A 22100-nucleotide genomic window follows, 5' to 3' on the forward strand; every position below is an offset into this window, starting at 1 on the left:
GTTATAAATAAAAAAAAACTCCTGCTTTTACAGGAGTTTTAAATCTTAGTCAAATTTATTTTTAATATAATATTTACCATCCAAATCTTCGTCAAAATCATCAATTTTAATAGGCTTTGGTTTAGGTTTATTTGCTATAGCCTTCTTTTTCCACATCTCAAATTTTTCAAGAGGCATTTTCTTCTTCATTATTTCAAGAACTTCTTTTTCTTCCAATCCAAATTCTTTTTTTATGATTTCAAATGGATTTCTTTCTTCTAAGGCTAACGAAACAAGTCTTTCCGTTTGTTCCCAATTCAATTCTTTGCGGTTACTCTTTTTCATCTCGTGAAAATTAATTCAAATAGAGGGTTAATGATTAATAGATTGATTTTCATTTTATGTATCAATATTAATAAAAAAAATAATTAGTTGGTACGCCCAAGTATATTTTTTTTTATTGATTTTTAGTGTTTTTTGCTGATCTTGATTTTTGAAACGGAATTTGCAATAAATTTTTCAATTCGTTATTTTCTTCGGCAAGCATATGAGTATCTACGCCGTAAATTAATTGATCTTTTGGTAAAGAGGTATAAGTGCCAAAAAGCCTGTCCCAAACAGAAAAAATATTACCATAATTGCTGTCGGTATAAGGCAGTACATAATGATGATGCACTTTGTGCATATTGGGAGAAACTATAAAATAGCTTAGGAATAAATCCAGCTTATTTGGCAGCGAAATATTAGCATGATTAAATTGGGAAAATATAACAGATAAAGACTGGTATAAAAATACCATCCACATTGGGCTTCCTACAATTAATACGCCAAGTGTTGTAAACACAAAACGAATTACACTCTCGCCCGGATGATGTCTGTTTGCTGTTGTGGTATCAATCCAGGTGTCTGTATGGTGAATGATATGGAAACGCCATAAAAACTTTATTTTATGTTCTACAAAATGAACTAAATAAGCGCCAATTAAATCTAATAAAAGCAGACCAATAATTGTATAAAGCCAAATAGGAATTTGGGGAAGCCATTGTAAAATCCCGAAATTATGTTCAGTTGTCCAGCTAGCTGTTTTTATTAAAATAAAAGCTAGAATAAAGTTGACAATAATAGTAGTAATAGTAAAGAAGATGTTGATTCCCGCATGATGCCATTTTCTGTATTGCATTTGAAACAAGGGGAAAGTATTTTCTATTACCCAAAAAAGTGTAATCCCGCCAATTAAGATAAAACTACGATGTGAAGACGGAATAGTGCTGAAATAAGAAATAATCTCGTTCATAACCAATTAGATTTGAGTTGAAATGAAGCTTTCTTTTTTCGATTTTATCTAAAGAAAAAGAGAAAACCAAATATAAATATATCTGATTTTCTCTTTAAATTTTATAATTGGTTAAAATATTTATGCTTTTTTAATCAAACTAATAATAAATAGTAAGATCCAAGCACCTCCGGCTGCAATTATAATCTGCCAAAGAAGTCCGCCGCCGCCAATGCCAAATCTGCCGGCAATCCAGCCGCCAACAAATCCACCAATGATTCCAACAATTATGTTGCCAATTAGTCCGAAACCGGCACCTTTCCATAATTGACCAGCTAACCATCCCGAAATTGCCCCTATTAATAAGAAATACAAAAATTCCATAATATCTTTTTTTAAAATTAGTTATGCTTCTGCGTGATTTTGCAGTAATGTTTTATAAATAAATCCGGCTGCAATGGCACCTAAAATTGGAGCTGCCCAAAATAACCAGACCTGCGAAAGTGGTTCTCCGCCAGCAAAAATTGCCTGAGATAATGATCTTGCAGGATTTACAGATGTATTTGTAATTGGAATACTAATTAAATGAATCAATGTTAGCGCAAGACCAATCGTAATACCGGCAAATCCTCCGTTTGCGAATTTATCTGTTGCACCTAAAATTATTAATAAGAAAAATAAAGTCAATACAAACTCAGCAATAAAAGCTGATCCTAATGAATATCCGTCAGGAGAAAATGCTCCAAAACCATTTGATGCAAATGCTCCGGCTTTAGTATTATCGATTATAAATCCTGCTTTTCCTGATGCTATTGTATATAATGTTCCCGCAGCAGCAATTGCACCAACACATTGTGCTATAATGTAAGGAATAAGATCTTTGACAGGAAATCTTCCGCCAGCCCACAAACCAAATGAAACAGCGGGATTAAAATGTCCGCCCGAGATATGTCCAACAGCATAAGCCATTGTTAAAACAGTTAAACCAAATGCTAAAGCAACACCTGCAAACCCGATTCCTAATTCGGGATAACCGGCAGCAAAAATGGCGCTTCCACAACCTCCAAAAACCAGCCAATAAGTTCCGAAAAACTCTGCAAACAATTTTTTCATAATAAAATAATTTAAGATTAATATTTGATTGTTATAGGGTATATTGGAATGCCCAGACTATCAAAACAATTTGTAAGGGCAAACGTACAAATAAAATCCATTTTGGTAAACCAAAACTTGCTTTTTTATTTTGAAACATATATAAATTGGCAGGAAATATAGCAATCAATAATGCAATAATTCCCCATGCGGCATATTGTGTTGTAAAAGAAAACATTAATAAAACACCTAATAATATTTCAGCAATCCCGCTTAAAGTATTTAATATTTTAGGGTTTTTAAAAAAAGGAGGAATGATTTTGATGTACATTCCAGGCTTTCGAAAATGATTTAATCCGGCAAGTATATAAAGTATCGCCATTAAATATAAATGCCAAGGTAAATTCATGATAATTAATTATTTACAACTAAATTATAAAAAAATTAACACTTATTACATTACAAGACAGCTTTTTTTAATAACATGCAAAAAAAACTTAATTTTTACGCTTGAAATTTACATTCATAATAATGATTGCCAGAATGATAAGAACAATTCCAATCCATTGTATGAGAATGACTTTTTCATTCAAAAGTACATAGGCCATCATTACAGAAACCGGAAGTTCTAATGCAGAAACGATACTTCCTAAACCAATTCCGGTTAACGGAAAACCTAAATTCATTAAAAGCGGTGGAATAATTGTTCCGAATAAAGATAAAACAATTCCCCATTTTAGGAAAATTGTAAGATTGAAAGGTGTAACCTGAGTAAAAAATCCGAAAGTAAATACAATCACGGCGCCGCCAAGAAGCATATACAAACTACGCTGTGCAGACGAAATTCCTGTTGCAATACGGTTTGCAGTAAACATTGTAGTTGTAAATGAGGCAGCAGCTAAAACTCCCCAAACGATTCCGCGCCAGTCAAGCACAATATCATTATTGATAATATTAGTTGCTAAAACAGTTCCGATTAAGACAATAAAAACAGCAATAACTTTTTGTTTTGAAGGTAATTTTTTTTCTAAAATCATTTCAAGCAGAACTCCCATCCAAACGGTCTGCATTAATAAAACGATTCCAATAGAAACGGGTATATATTTAACAGCCAGATAGTAGAATAAACTTGTCATTCCTAAAGAAGTTCCAGCAAGCATTAAATGAAATATATTCTTTGAAGTTGCTTTTACTACTTTTTCTTTATTTTTTACTTTTTGAAAAGCGTTGATGATCAAAATACCAATTATTCCAAGTACAAATTGAGAGGTTGTTACTTCTGCGGTTGTATATCCTTCAGAATATGCCATTTTTACAAAAGTGGCTAACATTCCGTAAGTTGTAGCTCCTAAAGCAACTAAAAACACTCCCTTTAATACGTTATTTTGTGACATTTTTATTGTTTATTTTAAAAAATTCAAGCCGGCAAAGGTAAGTTATTTTGTTTAAGAATTAATAGAAAATATATACAAACGTTATCAATGTGTATGTCGAAGATGTATTATGACGTTCAAATTTGAAGATTTGGCAGAATTTTAGAAATCGAAAAAAAGCCATCAAAAACTAACTTTTGATGGCTTTGCTATATTTAAAAAAGAATTTAATCTTATTTAGGCTGATTTTGATAGGTTTCAATTTCAAAAACCAAAGTAGCATTTGGTGGAATAACTCCTCCTGCACCTTGTGCTCCGTAAGCTAAATTTGCAGGAAGAAAGAAAATTGCTTTTTCACCATCTGTCATCAAATCAAGCGCTTCAATGAAACCAGGAATCATACCATCTTTTTTACCTACTGTAAATGGAAAAGCTTTATAGCCTCCTTGAGCGTCTCTGTTTGCATCATATTTTCCGTAAGCTTTTGCTACTTCAGTAATGCTGCTGTCAAAAAGATTTCCATCTTCAAAGTATCCTGCATAATGAAAATAAATATTAGAACCTTCAGCACCTTTAACTCCAGTTCCGTTTTTAGTAACTAGATATTTTAAACCAGATGCAGTAGTAGTTGCTTTAGCTTTTGTTGCTGTAAAATAAGCCGCTTTTTCTGCAGCAACTTTTTGAGATTGTGCTTTTAAGATTTCTAGTTTTTTAGCTTCTTCCGCTTTATTAGCTTCTTGTTTTTTTTCATCATCACTAAAAACTTTTACTGCATCAAATTTTTTAGCTGCAGCACCTTTACGGGTAATTGTAATTTTTGTCATCACATCATTCTGAGCAATTTTATTTACAACGTCCATTCCAGAAACTACATGACCAAAAATAGTATGCTTTCCGTTTAACCAAGGTGTATCTTTATGTGTGATAAAAAACTGACTTCCGTTTGTTGCAGGACCTGAATTGGCCATTGCTAAAACACCGCCTTTTTCAAATTTTAAATCACTAACAAATTCATCTTTAAAAGAATATCCCGGGCCTCCAGAACCATTTCCGTCTGGATCACCACCCTGAATCATGAAATCTGCAATAACTCTGTGGAATTTTAAACCATCATAAAAAGGCTTTCCTTTAAGTTTTTCTACTTTTACATAAGGGTTTTTTCCTTCTGCCAAAGAAATAAAATTTGCCACAGTAACAGGAGCTTTTACATATTCTAATGAAAGAACAATGTCTCCTTTTGTTGTTGAAATTGTTGCAAAAATGCCTTCAGCAGGATTTGCCGCAACAGCAGTTTTAGCAGTTTTTGGTTTCGCTGCCGTTGTTGTTTTTTTTGCTTGTGCCTGAATGTTTAATACAGCCAGACAGAATAAAAATAGAAATTTAAATTTCATTGTGTTTTTCAATTTAAGTCTGTAAAACTAATTATAAGAATTTAATTATAAAAATAATTATGGTTTTTCTAATAATTGAACTTCAAAAATGATATTTGCATTTGGTGGAATAACTCCTCCAGCTCCAGTTGCTCCATAAGCTAAATGCGATGGAATAAAAAGAACCGCTTTATCTCCAAAAGAAAGTTTTTCGATACCTTCAATAAATCCGGGAATTAAACCGTCTTTTTTTCCTGCTTGAAAAGGAATTGGCTGATAACCGTGCTGCTCTGCTCTTGCAGCGTCAAATTTCCCGAAAGTTTTATTAACCTCTTCGATGCTTGAATCAAATAAAGTACCGTCTTCTAAGAAACCAGCGTAGTGAATATAAACCTGAGTTCCGTTTGCCGGTTTTTTTCCGGCACCTTTTTCAGTAATAACATATTCTAAACCAGTTGAAGTTTTAGTTGCTTTTGGCTTTATAGAAGCATAGTAGTCTACTTTTTCTTTTTGAGCTCCTGCATATTTGCTTTGTTCTTTAGCGATATCAGCAAAATAATCGTGGAATACTTTTACAGCATCAAATTTTTTAGCTGCTTCACCATTTCTGATAATAGTTACAGCAACGATATTATCGCCCTGAACCACTTTGTTCACTACTTCTTGTCCTTTTTCAACAACGTGCCCAAAAATTGTATGTTTATTGTCTAACCAAGGAGTTTCAACATGAGTAATGAAAAACTGGCTGCTGTTTGTACCCGGTCCGTTGTTTGCCATTGCTAAAACACCGGCTTTGTCGAATTTTAAATCTGAGAATTCATCTTTAAATTTATATCCTGTATCCCCAGAACCTGTTCCTAACGGATCTCCAGACTGAATCATGAAATCTGCAATAACTCTGTGGAATTTTAAACCGTCAAAAAAAGGCTTCTTTTTTAAATTTTCATCCGTTACAAATTCGTTTTTTCCTTCTGCCAATGTTACAAAGTTTGCAACAGTTATTGGTGCTTTTTTATAATCTAATTCAACAATGATATGTCCTTTATTAGTTTCGATATCAGCATATAAACCATCTGGTAAATTACTGTGGTCGTCTTTACATGAATACAATGAGCTTACGGCTAATAGTAGTAATAAAATACTTTTTTTCATTTTTTAAAATGTTTTTTATGGGTTTATTGTATCTTTTTTAGTTGTTACAGCTGGTTTTGGAGCTGTAGGTTTTGGAGTTTTTATAGAGGCTGCAGTTGGAGCAGCAGTTGTAGCTTGTGCCGGGTCCGGAACGAAATTACGAAGTGTAACAGTACAAATTAAGGATTCATTAGGTCCAATTTTTTTATTGTCTCCGTGGTATCCATATGCTATATGAGATGGAAATAAGAATGTAACCGTTTCATTTTTTTTCATGTATTTGATCCCATCACGTAATCCCATCATAATATCCTGCTTGTCTACATAATAAGTCTGCGGGCCAAGATCAGATTCAGAATAAATAAGCGTACCGTCAATGTTTTTAATTTCTAAATTGAAGTAAGCAATATCTCCTTTTTTTGGAGTTGCTGTTTCGGTAGTACTTTTTTCATCATAAGAAAACCAATATCCTTTTTTAGTAGCGTAATATTTTACTTTTGGATTGCTTTTTATGATTTTCTTGATAACGTCTTCTTCGCTTGCAACTAACTTTTTATTTCTGTCAGCCGATTTTTTCATAAAAGTACCCGAAGCTCTCGAAATTGGTCTTCGCGCTTCTTCATGGTGTTTACAGCCCACCAATAAAACTGCAAAAAGCAGTGAGTAAATGCTAAGTTTTAAGTAGTTCATATTGGTTTTATAATTTTAGTTTAGTTACTAAATCTTCAAACTTTTTAACTGTTTCTTCCATGGTAGATTCAGATCTTCCGCCGGCAGCGTTTACATGGCCTCCGCCGTTAAAGTGATCGCGCGCAAACTGGTTTACGTCAAATCCTCCTTGTGAACGGAAAGAGATTTTAATTATTTTTTCATCTCTATTTTCGATAAAGATAGCCGTAAAAACAATTCCTTTAATGCTTAATCCGTAATTAACAATTCCTTCAGTATCACCTTTTACATAATGGAAAGAGTCTAATTCTTCCTGAGTAAGCGTGGTGTAAGAAGTTTTATGTTCTTCAAAAACCTTCATGTTTTGCAGCGCACGTCCTAATAATTGCAAACGGCTGTAAGAACTGTTATCGTATAGTAAAACCGGAATTTGAGTGTTTTCAACTCCTAAATCAATTAATTCTGCAATAATTCGGTGTGTGTTTCCTGTAGTTCCAGGAAAACGAAATGAACCAGAATCAGTTAAAATTCCTGTATAAATACAAGTTGCAATGGTTTTATCAATATCTTCTTTTTTGTTTAAAAAGGTGATAAAGTTATATACCATTTCGCAAGTTGATCCGTATGAAGTATCAGAATACATATAAGCAGCATAATCATGCGGTTTTTCATGATGATCGATCATGATAAACGGAGCTGTTAGTTTGGCTAACGTATGTTCCATTCCGCCCGTACGATGAAAAGCATTAAAGTCGAGTGTAAAAATCAGCTCGGCTTGTTCTAATATTTTGGTACAGTTTTCAGTATCTTTTTCAAAGATTTTTACCGTTTCTGAACCTGGAAGCCAGGCAAGAAAATCAGGAAAATCATTTGGTGCAATCACCGTTGGCTGGTGATTATTTTTTAATAAAAAATGGTATAAAGCTAGAGTAGAACCCATGGCATCGCCATCTGGTCCTCTGTGAGGAATTATTACAATTTTCTTTGGAGCAGCAAGCAATAATTGAATCGCCTGAATATCTTGTATTTTCATAGTGTGCGAATTTACATTTTTTTAATGTAATGCTGAAATCATTTTGTGGATTAACACACTTTTAGGAAAGGAGTCCAATTATAGTTTCTGATTTTTAAATTTAGCTCTTTGTCTGCGCCTTTTTAATTTGGTTTAAAGTACTGGCAATTTTAAAATTTAAGGCAAGTATTTGTTCATCATATTGAGGACTGTTTTCAGAGATTTTTTTATATGCTAATTCATATAAGCTGATTCTTAATTCGCAATATTCAATTAGTTTTTCATTTTGCTGGTGTATTTCTTTTGGCAGATATAATTTATCTAATTCGTTAACCAAAGTGATATTTTCATTCCAGTAATAAATACCACGATCTTTAATCATGTATAAGATACTTTCTCTGTTTTCTTCAATGGAATTTCCATATGGAATACTGTAAGCTTCGAGAGCCATTTTTTCCATATCATTAAATTCCTGCATTCTTTTTTCATATTCGATTACCTGGTATATATAGACTTTAGAATTTTTAAAATTTATAAATAAAACAGCAATTATAATTGTAGCAAGCGATGAAATAAGCGCCATGCTGTAATCTTTTCTTTTTCTTATAATGGAAAGTATTAAACCAAATAAAATACCAGAAACAAAACCTCCAATATGTGCCGGAGCATCGATACCGTCTTTAAAACTGTAAAGAATGTTGATACCAACCAAGACAGTAATGTTGAGTAATAATTTTAATTTTATTTTAGTTTCAAAAGTTTTAAATAAAAGTACAATAAGTAAAATTCCATACATACCAAAAATGGCTCCTGAAGCACCTGCACTTACCAAATCTTTATTCCAGTATAAACTGCTTAGACTGGCAATAACACCACAGAAAAGATAAGTTGCCAGAAAGGTCCAAATTTTTAAATAAGGTTCTAAAAGAAGTCCTGCATAAGCAAATGCGATGCAATTTAGAATTAAATGAAAAAAACCGAAATGAATAAAGCAAGAAGTGAGGAATCGCCAGAATTGACCTTCGTAAATCATTGGTCCGTAATTTCCTCCCCAGTCAATAATATTTTGAATTTCAGGTTTAAAAAAATGTACTCCTGAAAAAGTCATGACAAGAAAAACCGCAAGGTTTATGTAAATTAAAACAGGAGTTATCAAATAACCTTTTGAAGGAGTAAAAATCGAAAAGAATGAATAAAACGCTGATATGTTTTCAGATTCTGCTTTTTCTTTATTTGAAGCGTTTTCAATTTTTATTTGTTCCAAAAAATCAGCTTCATTTATTTCAAAGTCAGAAATATTTTTAAGCTCTTCAAAATATAGGTTTAAAAAGGCTTCTGTGTTTTTTTTATTTCTTCCACGATCATAGATTTGATTTCCATTTGAACAGCTTGTAATTATGGCCGTGTTTTCATCAAAAGAAAATGAAATAGTTTCGTTCCAGATATTTTTATTGTTTTGAGAAACTGCATTTAATTCATTTTCATCAATATAAATGATTTTCCAATTTAGTTTTTTGCAGATGTTTACAGCATTTAAAATAAATGCTTTTTGAGGTAAATTATTTAAAGGTGTTAATTGAGAGAACGCTGCTGGAAATCCAAAGGCCATTTTAGTAGTTTTGATTTAGGTCAAACAATACTACAAAAAAAACTTTTAGTTATCACTAAATATTTGCTACAAATGTTCCAATTCTTTCCCCTTAAACCTTTGGTACAATTTAAATTTCGCACCTTTTACAATCTGTGATTTATAAATTCCAACTGAACCAGATGAAAAATAAGCAATTGTACATCCTATAGCAATAAAAATTCCAGATTCAATACCAAATAATTCTAATCCCATAATGGTGCAGGCGATAGGAGTGTGGGTTGCGCCAGAGAAAACAGCAACGAAACCAATTCCGGCTAAAAGCGCAATCGGCATTGGGATTAATAAGGATAAGGCACTTCCTAAAGTGGCACCAACAAAGAATAATGGTGTTACTTCTCCGCCTTTAAAACCAGCTCCCAAAGTAAATCCGGTAAATAAAATTTTAAGCAGGAAATCATACCATTCGCTCTGATTCGAAAATGAATCGACAATAACAGGAACGCCAAGTCCTGAGAATTTTGTAAAGCCTAATCCTGCAATGGCAATCGCTAAAATTATTCCGCCAATAAAAGGACGAAGCGGCGGATATTTAATGTTTTTCGAAAATAGAGAACCCCAAAAATGTGTGCTTCGTGAAAATAATAAAGCAGCAAAACCAGAAATAACTCCCACTAATATGGTATAAAATATAGTACTGAAACTAAGTTCAGGAATGATTGGAATACTGTAATGCGTATGTTTTATTTCCCAAAATTCTACGGTAAAATAAGCTGCATAAGCGACTAAAAAAGAAAGTACTATACTTTTTAAATTGATTTTACTAAAATACAAAACTTCTAAAGCAAAAATAGCGCCTGCCAAAGGTGTTCCAAAAACAGAAGCAAAACCGGCGCTTATTCCCAGAATAATTAGAATCCTGCGCTCAGAATTATCTAATTTGAAAATCTTGGTGAATTGATCGGCAATTGCGCCTCCCATTTGTACGGCTGTGCCTTCACGTCCTGCAGAACCTCCAAATAAATGGGTCAGTAAGGTTCCTAAAAGAACCAAAGGAGCCATTTTAAACGGAATGACTTTTTTCGGTTTTTCGTATTCTTCGAGCAATAAATTATTGCCTTTTAACACAGATTCTCCCCAATAATAATAACTCGAACCAACTAAAAATCCGCCTAAAGGTAAAAGCCAGATGATCCAATCGTGATGGATTCTATATTGTGTAACCCATTCTAAAGAAACAAGAAAAAATGCTGACGCAGATCCTGAAAATATGCCGATTAAAGCACAAATTATAATCCATTTAGAAATGGAAAGCAGGATTTGTTTTGGGGTTTGGGAATTCATTAATTTTTTGTGATGTTTTTCTAGCCACGAATTTCACGAATTTTCACGAATTAATATGTTTGAATTCATACAAACAAAAAGAAATCTTTAAAATCCTTTTAATCTGTGGCAAAACAAAAAAAATAATTAGTGGAAATTAGTGCAATTCGTGGCAAAAAACTATTTATTGTACAACAGCTGTAAATTCAATTTCAACTAAATATTCAGGAGCAACCAATTTACTGATTCCATAAAAACCAGTTGTTGGTTTTACATCTTTAAAGAAAGCAGAATGCGCTCTTGCAACTTCTTCAAAAGTAGAAACATCAGTTGTGAAAATTCGGGTTCTGATAACGTCTTTAATTCCAACGTTTAAATCTTCTAAAACTTTTTCAACGCGCTCAATTATATTATAGGTCTGCGCGTAAGCATCGTCGGCTTTTACTTTGTCGCCGTCAACAATTGCTACAGTTCCCGAAACTTCAATGATATTGCCAATTCTTACAGCGCGGCAGTATCCCATTTTGTCTTCCCACGGCGATCCTGTTAAGATGTTCTCTCTTTTCATTTTATGAGGTTTTTTTGAATTGTTTTGCTCGTTTTTAAAACAAATTCAGGTTAATTAATGCGCTGCAATTTAGGAAATATGCCCGTTAAAAAGAATTATATTGAGTTGAAATCACGCTGAAAATCTTTCTTTTTTGTGATATTTCAAAAGAGAGATTAAGAGTTTAGTCTGCCTGATTTTCTTCGTAAATTCGGAGTTTGTTCTGCGTGTTTGTCAAGTGGTGCTGTAAAGCTTCAATTTTATTCAGCAAATGATAAATAGCATCAATTCCTTCTAAATTAATATTAAGATCATAATGCATACGAATCATTTTTTCAATTGAAGGCAGTTGTTCCGGCTGAAGATATTCGTCATTTTCTTCCATAATAATTTCTACTAAACCATAATTATGAAGTTCAGTTATAAAAGTATTTTCAATTTCATGATAAATACAAAACTGTTTAATTTGGATTAAGTTCTTGCTACTCATGATTTCTAAGTTTAGATAATTCTGTAAATAATTCTTTTTCTTTTTCAGATAATTGAGTCGGAATTTTTAAGTTATACGTCACATATAAATCTCCAAATTGATTTTCTTTTTTATAAATGGGAAAACCTTTTCCTTTTAATTTGACTTTTGTTCCAGTTTGAGTTTCGGCAGGAACTTTAATTTTTACCTTTCCGTCAAAAGTTTTGATATTAATTTCTCCGCCTAAAACTGCCGTATAAAGATCCAGATCAACATTAGAATATAAATTGTTTCCTTCTCTTTTAAAATCAGAATTATTTTCAATTATAAAGGTGATGAACAAATCGCCGTTTGGTCCGCCGTTTACACCAGCGCCGCCATGTCCCGGAATTTTGATAATCTGACCGTTTTCTACTCCGGCCGGAATTGTAATTCGGATATTTTTACCATTTACAGTCAAACTTTGTTTGTGAGTGGTGTAGGCAGAAGCCAAATCTAATTGCAGTTCAGCATTAAAATCCTGTCCTCTATATTTAGACTGACCTCGGCTGCTTCGCCCTGAACCATACATAGAATTAAAGAAATCTGAGAAATCACTTCCTGAAAAATCGCCTCCGCCAAAACCAGAAAAATCTTGATTACTTTGCTGCTGTCTGGAATATTGCTGTTGATTAGGGTCGTAACCTGCCTTTTCAAATTCATCGGCATGTTTCCAGTCTTTTCCGTATTTATCGTATTTTTTACGATTTTCAGGATTGCTTAAAACTTCGTTTGCTTCATTGATTTCCTTGAATTTTTTCTCTGCTTCCTTATCATTCGGATTCAAGTCTGGATGATATTTTCTGGCCAGTTTTCGATATGCTTTTTTAATCTCGGCTTCAGTAGCAGATTTTGTAACATCTAAAGTTTTATAATAGTCGATATAATCCATCTTTTTGAATTTTAAGATAAAATAAATTGAGGTATTGAAGTTAAGAATAAGTTGTTAACTATCAAAGTGATGTACAAGTTTAAAATAAAAATTAACGTCTGTTTTTGGAATTTGGAATTTTCAATTTGGAATTTATTTTTATTTAGAGAAACAATAATTGGCAGGTTTTTTGATTTCAAAAAATTAGCCTAATATATTGTTATAATAGTCTTAAAGTTGTCGCACCAAACTTATTTATGCTATTTTTGTGATGCTAGACTTGAGTTCTATAATAATTATAAAAGCCGATTCGATAAAACTTTTTCAATGAAGCATATTTTATTTTTCATACTATTTTTTGCCGCTGTAACCGTTTCAGCGCAAACAGAATTTGGGACAAAGTTCAAGCCTATTCCGGCACCTAAGTTTAGCGCAAAGAAAAAAACACCACTACCACAAGTCAAAGATCCACAAGCAGAAACGACAGATGTACCAAGTATTAAAACACCAAATGTTTTTGATAATACAAGTATAACTCCTAAGTCGCAGCTTCAAGTTGGAGCAGAAAAAAGTAATTTTTCAATGGCTCCAAAAAATGATTTTGCTAATCCGGGGGATCAATATGTTCCTAAAATGGAAAAAGACTTAGATCGTGCATTAAAAGATGCGGGGTTAAAAGAAGATCAGCAACCTTTAGTTAGAACCGATGTGAGTTATGGAGATATTAGAACAAGTTCTGCTTTTTTTGTTATCAAATACCGTGATTATGGTGCTATCGATGGAGATTTGATTAAAGCGGTATTAAATAAGGATGTAGTGAAAGACCGACTATTATTGAAAGGTGGATTTCAGGAATTTAGAATATATTTAACTGAAGGTATCAATACTTTTGATATGATTGCGCTTAATCGAGGTGAATTAGGTGGAAATACAGGTGAATTTCAAATATTTGATGCCGAAGGAAAATTTATTTTATCTGATGTTTGGGAAAATTTTGATACAGGTGTAAAATCAAAATTTGTTATTATAAGAGAGGATACTTCACTTAATAAGGATAAGAAAACGAAATAAAGTTGCAAAGTTACTAAGTATAAACTATAAAAGGCTCAGAACCTTAGCAACTCAGTATCTTAGAACCTCAAAGAAAAAACCTTTGAACCTTTGTAACTCTGAACCTTTGAGCCTAAAAAATCGGAACAATAAAAAAAATATAATTTTTTCATTGTTCCGATTTTTCAATTTCGAATATAAAAAGTATTTTTGCGCATGCAACACAACGTACTTATTTTAGATTTCGGATCGCAATACACACAGCTTATTGCGCGTAGAGTTCGCGAATTAAATATATTCTGCGAAATTTTCCCTTACAATCACTTTCCTAGTGATTTATCAGCTTACAAAGCAGTAATTTTAGGCGGAAGCCCTTTTTCTGTTCGCGCAGAAGATGCCCCGCATCCTGATTTATCTCAAATTAGAGGTAAACTTCCAATGCTTGCCGTTTGTTACGGAGCGCAATATTTAGCTCATTTTAGTGGAGGTGAAGTTGCAGCTTCTAATACTAGAGAATACGGTAGAGCAAATTTATCTTATATAAAAGATAATGAAGTTTTCTTTGAAGGAGTTTCAGAAAACAGTCAGGTTTGGATGAGCCACAGTGATAGTATCAAAGCACTTCCAACAAATGCTGTAAAATTAGCAAGCACACACGACGTAGAATTTGCCGCTTATAAAATTGAAGGCGAAACAACTTACGGAATTCAATATCATCCAGAAGTTTTCCATTCTACAGACGGATCAAAAATGCTGGAAAACTTTTTAGTGAAAATTGCCGAAGTTCCTCAAAACTTTACACCAAATGCTTTCGTAGAAGAAATGGTGGGAGAGTTAAAAGAGAAATTAGGAAACGATAAAGTAGTTTTAGGATTATCAGGTGGGGTAGATTCTACTGTAGCTGCAGTTTTATTACATCAGGCAATTGGTAAAAACCTTTACTGTATTTTCGTAAACAACGGTTTACTTCGTAAAAACGAATTCCAAAATGTATTAGATCAATACAAAGGAATGGGATTAAACGTAAAAGGCGTGGATGCCGGAGATCGTTTTCTTTCTGAACTTGCCGGAATCAGCGATCCAGAAACGAAACGTAAAACAATTGGACGTGTATTTATCGAAGTTTTTGATGATGAATCACATTTAATTGAAGATGTAAAATGGTTGGCGCAGGGAACTATTTACCCGGACGTTATTGAATCGGTTTCGGTAAAAGGGCCATCGGCAACAATTAAATCGCACCACAACGTTGGTGGATTGCCAGATTATATGAAATTAAAAATTGTAGAACCACTTAGAATGCTTTTCAAAGATGAAGTGCGACGAGTTGGAGCTACTTTAGGAATAGATCCTGAATTATTAGGAAGACACCCTTTCCCGGGACCAGGATTATCAATTAGAATTTTAGGAGATATTACTCCAGAGAAAGTACAAATTTTACAAGATGTTGATTCTGTTTTTATTGAAGGATTAAAATCTTGGGGATTATACGACAAAGTTTGGCAGGCTGGGGCAATTTTGCTTCCGGTAAATAGTGTTGGAGTTATGGGTGATGAGCGTACTTATGAAAAAGTAGTAGCGCTTAGAGCCGTAGAATCAACAGACGGTATGACTGCTGACTGGGTTCATTTGCCTTACGATTTCTTGATGAAAGTGTCAAACGACATTATCAACAAGGTAAAAGGCGTGAATCGTGTAGTTTACGATATAAGTTCAAAACCACCTGCAACAATTGAGTGGGAATAGTATTGTTTTTAAAATTAAGGCCTTACATTTGTAAGGCCTTAATTTTTTATAACCTACTATTTATGAGAGACTTTTTAACGATTTCTCTTGTGTTTATTTTGTCTTTTAACAAAATAACTGCACAAGATTCAATTATTGAGCACAAGATTCAAAAAGGAGAAACCGCTTATTTCATTGCCCAAAAGTATAAGGTTTCTGTAGACGAGATTTACAAACTCAACCCCGAATCGCAAAACGGAATCAAAGACAATCAAATTATTAAGATTCCTGTTCATTCTCCACAAAAAATAAATCAAGAGCAGCAAATCATTCATGTTGTTGGCGAAAAAGAAACGCTGTATGGTTTATCTAAAAAATACAATGTTTCTGTAGAAAATCTTCAAAACGCAAATCAGGCAGTTCTTGCAGGCGGACTTCAGGTTGGGCAGGAATTAATTATTCCGCAGAGTGCTTCAAATCTTCCAAAAACAGAAATTACTGCTTCTTCGAAAATAACACATCTTGTTGTGGCAAAAGAATCTTTATTCAGCATTGCCAGACAATATAACGTTTCAGTTCAGGATTTAGAAAATCTTAATAAAGAGTTACTACAAAATGGACTGCAGATTGGTCAAACCATTGCAATTCCAAACAAACGAAAAACTTTAGATGGAAAAGTTCGCGTAATCAATCAGGAAACTGTTTTTCATGTGGTTGAACCAAAGGAAACTAAATTTTCGATCTCTAAAAAATACGGAATTACAATTGATCAGCTGGAATCTCAAAATCCGGAAATTATAAATGGATTAATTGTTGGTAATAAATTGGCTATCAATACGACAGCAATAAAACCAGCAAACGAAAGCGAGGAATTGATGCTGGCTCTTGCCGAAAAACAAGTTGTAGTCGAAAAAACAAAAGCCAAAACGGTCGAAATTGATGATTTAAAAGACAGACTGGTTATTCAAAAAGAAATGAATCAGAAGATTATAAAAATTAACGATTTGAAAGTTAATTTGAATGATATGAACGGTTCAAAAGAAAATTCGGTTGAAAAATTGCGTTTGGTTTTAGAAGCCAATAAAAATGTACAGGATATTTTAATGGCAAAATTAGATTCATTAGTAAACACGATGAATAATGATTTGGTCGAATTAAAACGAATGGATATTTTAAATGTTGATGAATCAAAGCGTTTAGAAAAACAATCGTATGAAAGCATCGGTAAAACAAGCGAAATATCCTCTCAGTTAAAAAAAGAACTGGCTGAAAACCGAAAAGCGTATGCGGGTTTAATGAATAAAGTGGAGAAAATTGCTGTTGAAGAAAATCAGGAATACAAGAAGAAAATCCGCGAAAGCGAAAAAAATAAAAACGTTACTTCAATCCAGCAAAGGCTTTCTTTAGAAGAAATTAAACGTTACAAAATTGAGCAGGAGCAGGGTGATGCCAAAAATCAACAGCTAATTTCTAAAATTGACTCGCTGGATACTCAAAAACAAATTGAGGTAAAACGTCACATTAGCAAAGCTTCTTATTATAGTATGGAAGCCAGAAAATTTGATGACAAACTGGCTTTGGTTAAACTGAAAAAATATCAGGATGAAGCGATTAAAAAATCAGCTTCTGCAGCAACTTCAAAAGCAGTTTCGCTGGAAGAAATGAAACGAGAACTAAAAGAAAATCCGTTTAAGAATGAAAAAAATATAAAGATTGAAGTTTATGATAATCTTAAAGAAGTTTCAAACGGCTATTACTTAGTTTTAGGTATATTTACAGACGCGCCACAGCGAGATAAGCTAATTATACAACTTATTGATTCGGGCGATTTTAACGCTAGTTTTTTCTTTAATATAAACAGTCTTTCTTACTATGTTTATTCAGATAAATTCCAAAATATGGAAGAACTTCTGTATCAATGCAAGAAAAAAGAAGAAGATGAGTTATATAAGAACGTTATTATTGCTAAGTTAGAAGTCGATCTTCGATAATTTTTTGGAAGAATAGACAAGTGGCGTGAATCTTGTATAAGAGAAATTAGTATCTTGTTTTTGAATTAAAAATTAAATTGTTTTAAGCCTTATTATGAAATATTATTCAACATTATTTTTACTTGTTTTTTTTGTAACCTGTTCTGCTTTTTCGCAAGGAAAAGCGGTGAAATATACAGTTTCAAGTGGAGAAACGGTTAACCAAATTGCTCAAAAATTTAAGGTTACGCCTTTTGATATTTATGAATTAAATCCGGATGCGCGTAATGGTGTAAAACCAAATACGGTTTTGCTGATTCCGGCGGCATCAAATAAAAATACAGACAAAAAAGAAACAGCTGCGGTAAAATCGACTGGTAATTCAAAAGCGATTACGCACGAAGTGCAGCCGAAAGAAACGCTGTTTGGTCTTGAAAAAAAATATGGTATTAGTGATGAAGCATTAAAAGCAGCAAATCCTTTTTTGGTTACTGACGGTTTACAGCCGGGGCAGACATTGACAATTCCGGGAAAAGGTTCTGCATCAAAAGCTGCAGCAACTTCAGACAAAAAACAAAAAGGAACTGAAAAATATGTTTATCATGATGTAGCTCCAAAGGAAACTAAATTTGGAATTGCAAAACAATACGGGATTTCAATTGAAGAATTAGAAAAGAAAAATCCGGAAATTGTAACAAGCTTACCAGTTGGATACCGATTGACAATTAAAGGAACTGCTCCTAAAACTGAAACTCCAGCGCCTGTTACTACAGCTGCAAAACCTGAAGAAACTAAAAAACCTGCGGAATCTAAAAAAGCAGTTTCTTATATGGAATATCAGGTAAAACCAAAAGAAACATTTTATAGTTTAGGAAGAGTTTTTCACTTAACTCAGGAAGAATTAACTGCCTTAAATCCATCACTTTCAGAAGGAGTAAAAGAAGGAATGGTTTTAAAAGTCCCTGCAGGATATGTGGCACCAGCTCCAATTGTAGCACAATCACAGCCAGTTGAAAAACCAGTACAAACTTCTGTAGAAAAACCAGCTGAAAAAGCGATTGAAAAACCAGTTGAAAGCAAAGGCGGAGGAATTAAAATAGTAGATAAAGTAAAATCTGAAACTGTTTCTGCAGATCCTGAAATAGTTGAATTAACTAAAAAAAGAGGTCAAGGCGAACGCAAAAAAGTGGTTTTGTTACTTCCGTTTAATCTGGCAAAATTACAAAGTGATACAACCGGAATGGCGGCACGTTTAAAAACAGATAAATTTTTAAACATGACGCTGGATTTTTATTCGGGAGCAATGATGGCAATTGATTCGGCAAGAACATTGAAACTGCCAATTGATGTTGCTATTTATGATTCGCAGGAAACAAAAACAACATCGAATATTTCGAGTTTAATTGCACAAAATAAATTACAGGAAGCAGATGCAGTTGTAGGACCGTTTTATCAAAATAATGCTGAGTCTACGGCAAATTCACTTCGTTTGTATAATGTTCCTGTTATTTCCCCATTATCAAAAGATGTGGCAAATCCTATCGATAATTTGTACCAGACAATACCTTCAAACGATGTGGTTCGAAATGCAATTTTCGATTATATGAGGGCTAAAAACGGAAACATTGTAGCTGTTGTAGACAAGAAAAAAGAATCAGTTATAAGTTATATCAAACAAAACCAAAAAGGAGTTGTTTTTGCGGCTTTAACGGAAACCGGAGGCTTAGATGTTGCTAATTTAAAAAGCTTATTACTGCCAAATAGAATGAATTACGTAGTGATGGAAACGGGAAATACAGCAATGATTAAAACAGTAATTAAAGCGTTAACGGATGCTCAAAAAACTTGTCAGGTGCAATTGGTAATTTTAGAACAAAATAGCACGCTTGATACAGACGAAATTAGTTTTGACAATTTGGTAAAACTGAAATTAATGTACCCATCTGTAACTCGTGACAGTGACGATCAATCGGTTTCGATTTTTAAGAAAGAATATAAGTTGAAAAATAAAGCTTATCCTAATACGTATGCAACCAGAGGTTTTGATGTAACTTTTGATACCATGATGCGTCTGGTTCAGGGAAAAACGTATCAGGAAACAGCAGATTTAATGACCACACAGCAGGTGGATAATAAATTTCAATTTTATAAAAAAGAAGATGGCGGACACGCAAATAAAGGTGTCTACATACTATATTACGATTCAGACTTAACTTTAAAAGAAGCAAATTAATGACATCAAAAATAACCTACTTAGGCGATTTAAGAACAAGTTCAATACATATACAATCTGGAAGTGAAATCATTTCTGATGCACCTCTTGATAATAACGGAAAAGGTGAAGCTTTTTCTCCAACAGATACAGTTGCAAATGCTTTAGCAAGCTGTATGTTTACAATTATGGGAATTAAAGCCCGTGATTTAAACGTAGATTTAGTGGATTCAACAGCCGAAGTAACTAAAGTTATGAATGCAGAACCAAGAAGAATTGGTGCAATCGAAGTTGTTTTTGAACTGAAGAGCAATGCCGATGAAAAAAGCAAAATAATCTTAGAACGTGCGGCAATGACTTGTCCGGTATTTTTGAGCTTAAGTTCAGAAATAGAAAAGAATGTAACTTTCAATTGGAAATAATTTTTAGTAGAATATATTTTAAAAGCCGTCAATATTGACGGTTTTTTTATGAATTTCTAATAATTGAAAAAATTAACAAAATATTCATATCAAATTTTGGTTCTTAAGTGTAATATGAAGTATCTTTGCTTTGCAAAAAATACGCATTTTTATGCAAAAATAATGCAATGCTAAAAAAGTGAAAACGAGAATCGCTTTTTCAATATTATTTGGAATCTCTAAGTGAGATAAAAATGATATTCCAAATTCTACCCTAAATCAATAATTTAAATTTTGTTGTATTCCATTTATAAAGGTTTTATCTTTATATGATGTTGAATGCTATTGTTTTAGCAAGACTTTAACTTGCTTTTTTGCGATGTAAAATAAAATTTTCAGGCTTAAAGCCGATATATAATCCGAAGAATAAAAAAAAACTATATCATGTTAAAAAGTAAAATAGACAAAGCAACCGGTTTTGAAAAGCGCTTCGAAAACATCAACACCGTTGTTTTTGAAAATTCAGGAGAAGCTTCAAAAGCTGTTGCACAGGAAATTGCAGCTTTAATCCAGTCGAAACAAAAAGAAAANCGAAAACATCAACACCGTTGTTTTTGAAAATTCAGGAGAAGCTTCAAAAGCTGTTGCACAGGAAATTGCAGCTTTAATCCAGTCGAAACAAAAAGAAAATAAACCTTGTATTTTAGGTCTGGCAACAGGTTCTTCTCCAAAAGGGCTTTACGCTGAATTGGTAAGGCTTCATAAAGAAGAAGGCTTGAGTTTTAAAAACGTAATCAGTTTTAATCTGGATGAATATTATCCGATGGAACCCAACTCAATCAACAGCTACGTTCGTTTTATGAAAGAACTTTTGTTTGACCACGTTGATATTTTACCTGAAAACGCCCACGTTCCCGACGGACTTTTAACCAAAGAACAAATCGCAGATTACTGCCACGAATACGAAGCAAAAATCGAAGCTCTGGGCGGAATCGATCTGCAGATTCTGGGAATTGGAGGAAACGGACATATTGGTTTTAATGAATCGGGTTCACTTCAAAACTCAAAAACACGTTTGGTTGCTTTAGATCATATTACAAGAGTAGCCGCAAGTAAAGATTTCTTCGGATTAAACAATACGCCGAGAACAGCAATCACACTTGGAGTGAAGAAAATCATGGAAGCCAAAAGAGTTATTTTACTGGCTTGTTTCTTCGGATTAAACAATACGCCGAGAACAGCAATCACACTTGGAGTGAAGAAAATCATGGAAGCCAAAAGAGTTATTTTACTGGCTTGGGGAGAAGGAAAAGCCAATATTGTAAAAAGATCTGTCGAAGATGAAGTTACAAACAGAGTTCCGGCTTCTTTTTTACAGGAACATGATGATGCTGTTTTTATTTTAGATAAGGAAGCTTCTTCAAAATTAACCAGAATCAATAAACCNNNNGATAAATTGACAAGAAAAGCAGTTTTAGGACTGGCGCTTGATCTTAAAAAGCCAATTTTAATGCTGACCGATGCCGATTATATCGAAAACGGAATGAGTGATTTACTGGCAGATTCCGGACCGGCATACGACATCAATATTAAAATATTCAATAAGCTTCAAAATACTATTACGGGCTGGCCGGGAGGAAAACCGAATGCCGAAGATACCAACCGTCCTGAAAGGGCGGAACCGGCTAAAAAACGTGTCTTGATTTTCAGTCCGCATCCCGATGATGATATTATCAGTATGGGAGGAACTTTCATGCGTCTTCAGGAACAGGGACATGAGGTGCATGTAGCGTACCAGACTTCAGGAAATATCGCTGTTGCGGATGATGAAGCGTTACGTTTTGCAAGATTCGTGATTGATTATAATGAAAAATTCAACATCAAAAGCGAAGAAGCAGATAACATTTATAAAAAAGCACAAACGTTTTTAGAAAATAAAAAGAACAGCGAAATTGATATTCCGGAAGTGAGATACATCAAAGGATTAATCAGAAAAGGAGAGGCGA

At 33.4% G+C, this 22100-nt stretch carries 20 protein-coding genes and 2 pseudogenes; 7 read left to right on the forward strand and 15 right to left on the reverse strand.

The window, feature by feature from the left end:
* Positions 1-45: 45 nt before the first annotated feature.
* The 15 genes from ASD98_RS11080 to ASD98_RS11150 form a co-directional block, all read right to left on the reverse strand.
* Entirely contained in the window at positions 46-324 is a 279-nt protein-coding gene (locus ASD98_RS11080) for a DUF2805 domain-containing protein (protein ID WP_053474100.1), read from the reverse strand.
* A gap of 112 nt (positions 325-436) precedes the next feature.
* Complete coding sequence (locus ASD98_RS11085; protein ID WP_056204292.1) at positions 437-1273, reverse strand: sterol desaturase family protein; 837 nt, start codon at positions 1271-1273, stop codon at positions 437-439.
* A gap of 120 nt (positions 1274-1393) precedes the next feature.
* Positions 1394-1636: a GlsB/YeaQ/YmgE family stress response membrane protein gene (locus ASD98_RS11090; RefSeq protein ID WP_056204294.1), complete on the reverse strand. Its 243-nt coding sequence runs from the start codon at positions 1634-1636 to the stop codon at positions 1394-1396.
* Positions 1637-1657: 21 nt separating this feature from the next.
* Positions 1658-2365 carry an aquaporin Z gene (gene aqpZ, locus ASD98_RS11095; protein WP_056204298.1) on the reverse strand — a complete coding sequence of 236 codons (708 nt, stop codon included), beginning with the start codon at positions 2363-2365 and terminating at the stop codon, positions 1658-1660.
* A gap of 31 nt (positions 2366-2396) precedes the next feature.
* Complete coding sequence (locus tag ASD98_RS11100) at positions 2397-2753, reverse strand: DoxX family membrane protein (RefSeq protein ID WP_056204301.1); 357 nt, start codon at positions 2751-2753, stop codon at positions 2397-2399.
* Between the two features lie 88 nt (positions 2754-2841).
* Positions 2842-3738: an EamA family transporter gene (locus ASD98_RS11105; protein WP_056204303.1), complete on the reverse strand. Its 897-nt coding sequence runs from the start codon at positions 3736-3738 to the stop codon at positions 2842-2844.
* A 212-nt stretch (positions 3739-3950) separates the two neighbouring features.
* A complete protein-coding gene (locus ASD98_RS11110; protein ID WP_056204306.1) occupies positions 3951-5108 on the reverse strand; it encodes a peptidylprolyl isomerase in 1158 nt (385 codons plus the stop codon).
* A gap of 57 nt (positions 5109-5165) precedes the next feature.
* A complete protein-coding gene (locus tag ASD98_RS11115; RefSeq protein ID WP_056204309.1) occupies positions 5166-6239 on the reverse strand; it encodes a peptidylprolyl isomerase in 1074 nt (357 codons plus the stop codon).
* Between the two features lie 15 nt (positions 6240-6254).
* Entirely contained in the window at positions 6255-6908 is a 654-nt protein-coding gene (gene gldI, locus ASD98_RS11120; protein WP_056204312.1) for a gliding motility-associated peptidyl-prolyl isomerase GldI, read from the reverse strand.
* A gap of 7 nt (positions 6909-6915) precedes the next feature.
* On the reverse strand, positions 6916-7920 hold the full coding sequence (locus ASD98_RS11125; RefSeq protein ID WP_056204315.1) for a bifunctional oligoribonuclease/PAP phosphatase NrnA: 1005 nt from the start codon (positions 7918-7920) through the stop codon (positions 6916-6918).
* A gap of 100 nt (positions 7921-8020) precedes the next feature.
* Complete coding sequence (locus ASD98_RS11130) at positions 8021-9508, reverse strand: rhomboid family intramembrane serine protease (protein WP_056204319.1); 1488 nt, start codon at positions 9506-9508, stop codon at positions 8021-8023.
* A 66-nt stretch (positions 9509-9574) separates the two neighbouring features.
* Positions 9575-10831 (reverse strand): voltage-gated chloride channel family protein, encoded by a 1257-nt coding sequence (locus ASD98_RS11135; protein ID WP_056204324.1) that lies wholly within the window; start codon positions 10829-10831, stop codon positions 9575-9577.
* 163 nt (positions 10832-10994) lie between these two features.
* Positions 10995-11378 carry a RidA family protein gene (locus ASD98_RS11140; protein ID WP_056204327.1) on the reverse strand — a complete coding sequence of 128 codons (384 nt, stop codon included), beginning with the start codon at positions 11376-11378 and terminating at the stop codon, positions 10995-10997.
* A gap of 163 nt (positions 11379-11541) precedes the next feature.
* A complete protein-coding gene (locus ASD98_RS11145; RefSeq protein ID WP_056204330.1) occupies positions 11542-11847 on the reverse strand; it encodes a chaperone modulator CbpM in 306 nt (101 codons plus the stop codon).
* Positions 11840-12757: a DnaJ C-terminal domain-containing protein gene (locus ASD98_RS11150; protein ID WP_056204333.1), complete on the reverse strand. Its 918-nt coding sequence runs from the start codon at positions 12755-12757 to the stop codon at positions 11840-11842. Before ASD98_RS11150 ends, ASD98_RS11145 begins: the two co-directional genes overlap by 8 nt.
* A 306-nt stretch (positions 12758-13063) precedes the next feature.
* On the opposite strand from ASD98_RS11150, the gene ASD98_RS11155 reads away from it, so the two are divergent.
* From ASD98_RS11155 to ASD98_RS24390, 7 genes and pseudogenes are all read left to right on the forward strand, one after another.
* The gene (locus ASD98_RS11155) at positions 13064-13807 is read left to right on the forward strand and encodes a hypothetical protein (RefSeq protein ID WP_056204337.1); all 744 of its coding nucleotides are present in this window, start codon (positions 13064-13066) and stop codon (positions 13805-13807) included.
* Positions 13808-14002: 195 nt separating this feature from the next.
* Entirely contained in the window at positions 14003-15532 is a 1530-nt protein-coding gene (gene guaA / locus ASD98_RS11160) for a glutamine-hydrolyzing GMP synthase (RefSeq protein ID WP_053474082.1), read from the forward strand.
* Positions 15533-15594: 62 nt separating this feature from the next.
* Positions 15595-17502, forward strand: coding sequence for a LysM peptidoglycan-binding domain-containing protein (locus tag ASD98_RS11165; protein WP_056204340.1), 1908 nt, complete (start codon positions 15595-15597; stop codon positions 17500-17502).
* A gap of 94 nt (positions 17503-17596) precedes the next feature.
* The gene (locus tag ASD98_RS11170; RefSeq protein WP_056204343.1) at positions 17597-19714 is read left to right on the forward strand and encodes a LysM peptidoglycan-binding domain-containing protein; all 2118 of its coding nucleotides are present in this window, start codon (positions 17597-17599) and stop codon (positions 19712-19714) included.
* The gene (locus tag ASD98_RS11175) at positions 19714-20115 is read left to right on the forward strand and encodes an OsmC family protein (RefSeq protein WP_056204348.1); all 402 of its coding nucleotides are present in this window, start codon (positions 19714-19716) and stop codon (positions 20113-20115) included. The genes ASD98_RS11170 and ASD98_RS11175 overlap by 1 nt, the downstream gene beginning before the upstream one ends.
* Before the next feature lie 570 nt (positions 20116-20685).
* A pseudogene (locus tag ASD98_RS24385) lies at positions 20686-21540 on the forward strand (6-phosphogluconolactonase); the annotation flags it as partial.
* Positions 21541-21544: 4 nt separating this feature from the next.
* Positions 21545-22100: pseudogene (locus ASD98_RS24390) on the forward strand (PIG-L family deacetylase); the annotation flags it as partial.

This window comes from Flavobacterium sp. Root186 (assembly GCF_001428525.1).
Classification (GTDB): domain Bacteria; phylum Bacteroidota; class Bacteroidia; order Flavobacteriales; family Flavobacteriaceae; genus Flavobacterium.

Bases quoted from the DNA above. Each gene is read 5' to 3' on its own strand.
- ASD98_RS11080 (WP_053474100.1), bottom strand. From the start codon at position 324: ATGAAAAAGAGTAACCGCAAAGAATTGAATTGGGAACAAACGGAAAGA.
- ASD98_RS11085 (WP_056204292.1), bottom strand. From the start codon at position 1,273: ATGAACGAGATTATTTCTTATTTCAGCACTATTCCGTCTTCACATCGT.
- ASD98_RS11090 (WP_056204294.1), bottom strand. From the start codon at position 1,636: ATGGAATTTTTGTATTTCTTATTAATAGGGGCAATTTCGGGATGGTTA.
- aqpZ (WP_056204298.1), bottom strand. From the start codon at position 2,365: ATGAAAAAATTGTTTGCAGAGTTTTTCGGAACTTATTGGCTGGTTTTT.
- ASD98_RS11100 (WP_056204301.1), bottom strand. From the start codon at position 2,753: ATGAATTTACCTTGGCATTTATATTTAATGGCGATACTTTATATACTT.
- ASD98_RS11105 (WP_056204303.1), bottom strand. From the start codon at position 3,738: ATGTCACAAAATAACGTATTAAAGGGAGTGTTTTTAGTTGCTTTAGGA.
- ASD98_RS11110 (WP_056204306.1), bottom strand. From the start codon at position 5,108: ATGAAATTTAAATTTCTATTTTTATTCTGTCTGGCTGTATTAAACATT.
- ASD98_RS11115 (WP_056204309.1), bottom strand. From the start codon at position 6,239: ATGAAAAAAAGTATTTTATTACTACTATTAGCCGTAAGCTCATTGTAT.
- gldI (WP_056204312.1), bottom strand. From the start codon at position 6,908: ATGAACTACTTAAAACTTAGCATTTACTCACTGCTTTTTGCAGTTTTA.
- ASD98_RS11125 (WP_056204315.1), bottom strand. From the start codon at position 7,920: ATGAAAATACAAGATATTCAGGCGATTCAATTATTGCTTGCTGCTCCA.
- ASD98_RS11130 (WP_056204319.1), bottom strand. From the start codon at position 9,508: ATGGCCTTTGGATTTCCAGCAGCGTTCTCTCAATTAACACCTTTAAAT.
- ASD98_RS11135 (WP_056204324.1), bottom strand. From the start codon at position 10,831: ATGAATTCCCAAACCCCAAAACAAATCCTGCTTTCCATTTCTAAATGG.
- ASD98_RS11140 (WP_056204327.1), bottom strand. From the start codon at position 11,378: ATGAAAAGAGAGAACATCTTAACAGGATCGCCGTGGGAAGACAAAATG.
- ASD98_RS11145 (WP_056204330.1), bottom strand. From the start codon at position 11,847: ATGAGTAGCAAGAACTTAATCCAAATTAAACAGTTTTGTATTTATCAT.
- ASD98_RS11150 (WP_056204333.1), bottom strand. From the start codon at position 12,757: ATGGATTATATCGACTATTATAAAACTTTAGATGTTACAAAATCTGCT.
- ASD98_RS11155 (WP_056204337.1), top strand. From the start codon at position 13,064: ATGAAGCATATTTTATTTTTCATACTATTTTTTGCCGCTGTAACCGTT.
- guaA (WP_053474082.1), top strand. From the start codon at position 14,003: ATGCAACACAACGTACTTATTTTAGATTTCGGATCGCAATACACACAG.
- ASD98_RS11165 (WP_056204340.1), top strand. From the start codon at position 15,595: ATGAGAGACTTTTTAACGATTTCTCTTGTGTTTATTTTGTCTTTTAAC.
- ASD98_RS11170 (WP_056204343.1), top strand. From the start codon at position 17,597: ATGAAATATTATTCAACATTATTTTTACTTGTTTTTTTTGTAACCTGT.
- ASD98_RS11175 (WP_056204348.1), top strand. From the start codon at position 19,714: ATGACATCAAAAATAACCTACTTAGGCGATTTAAGAACAAGTTCAATA.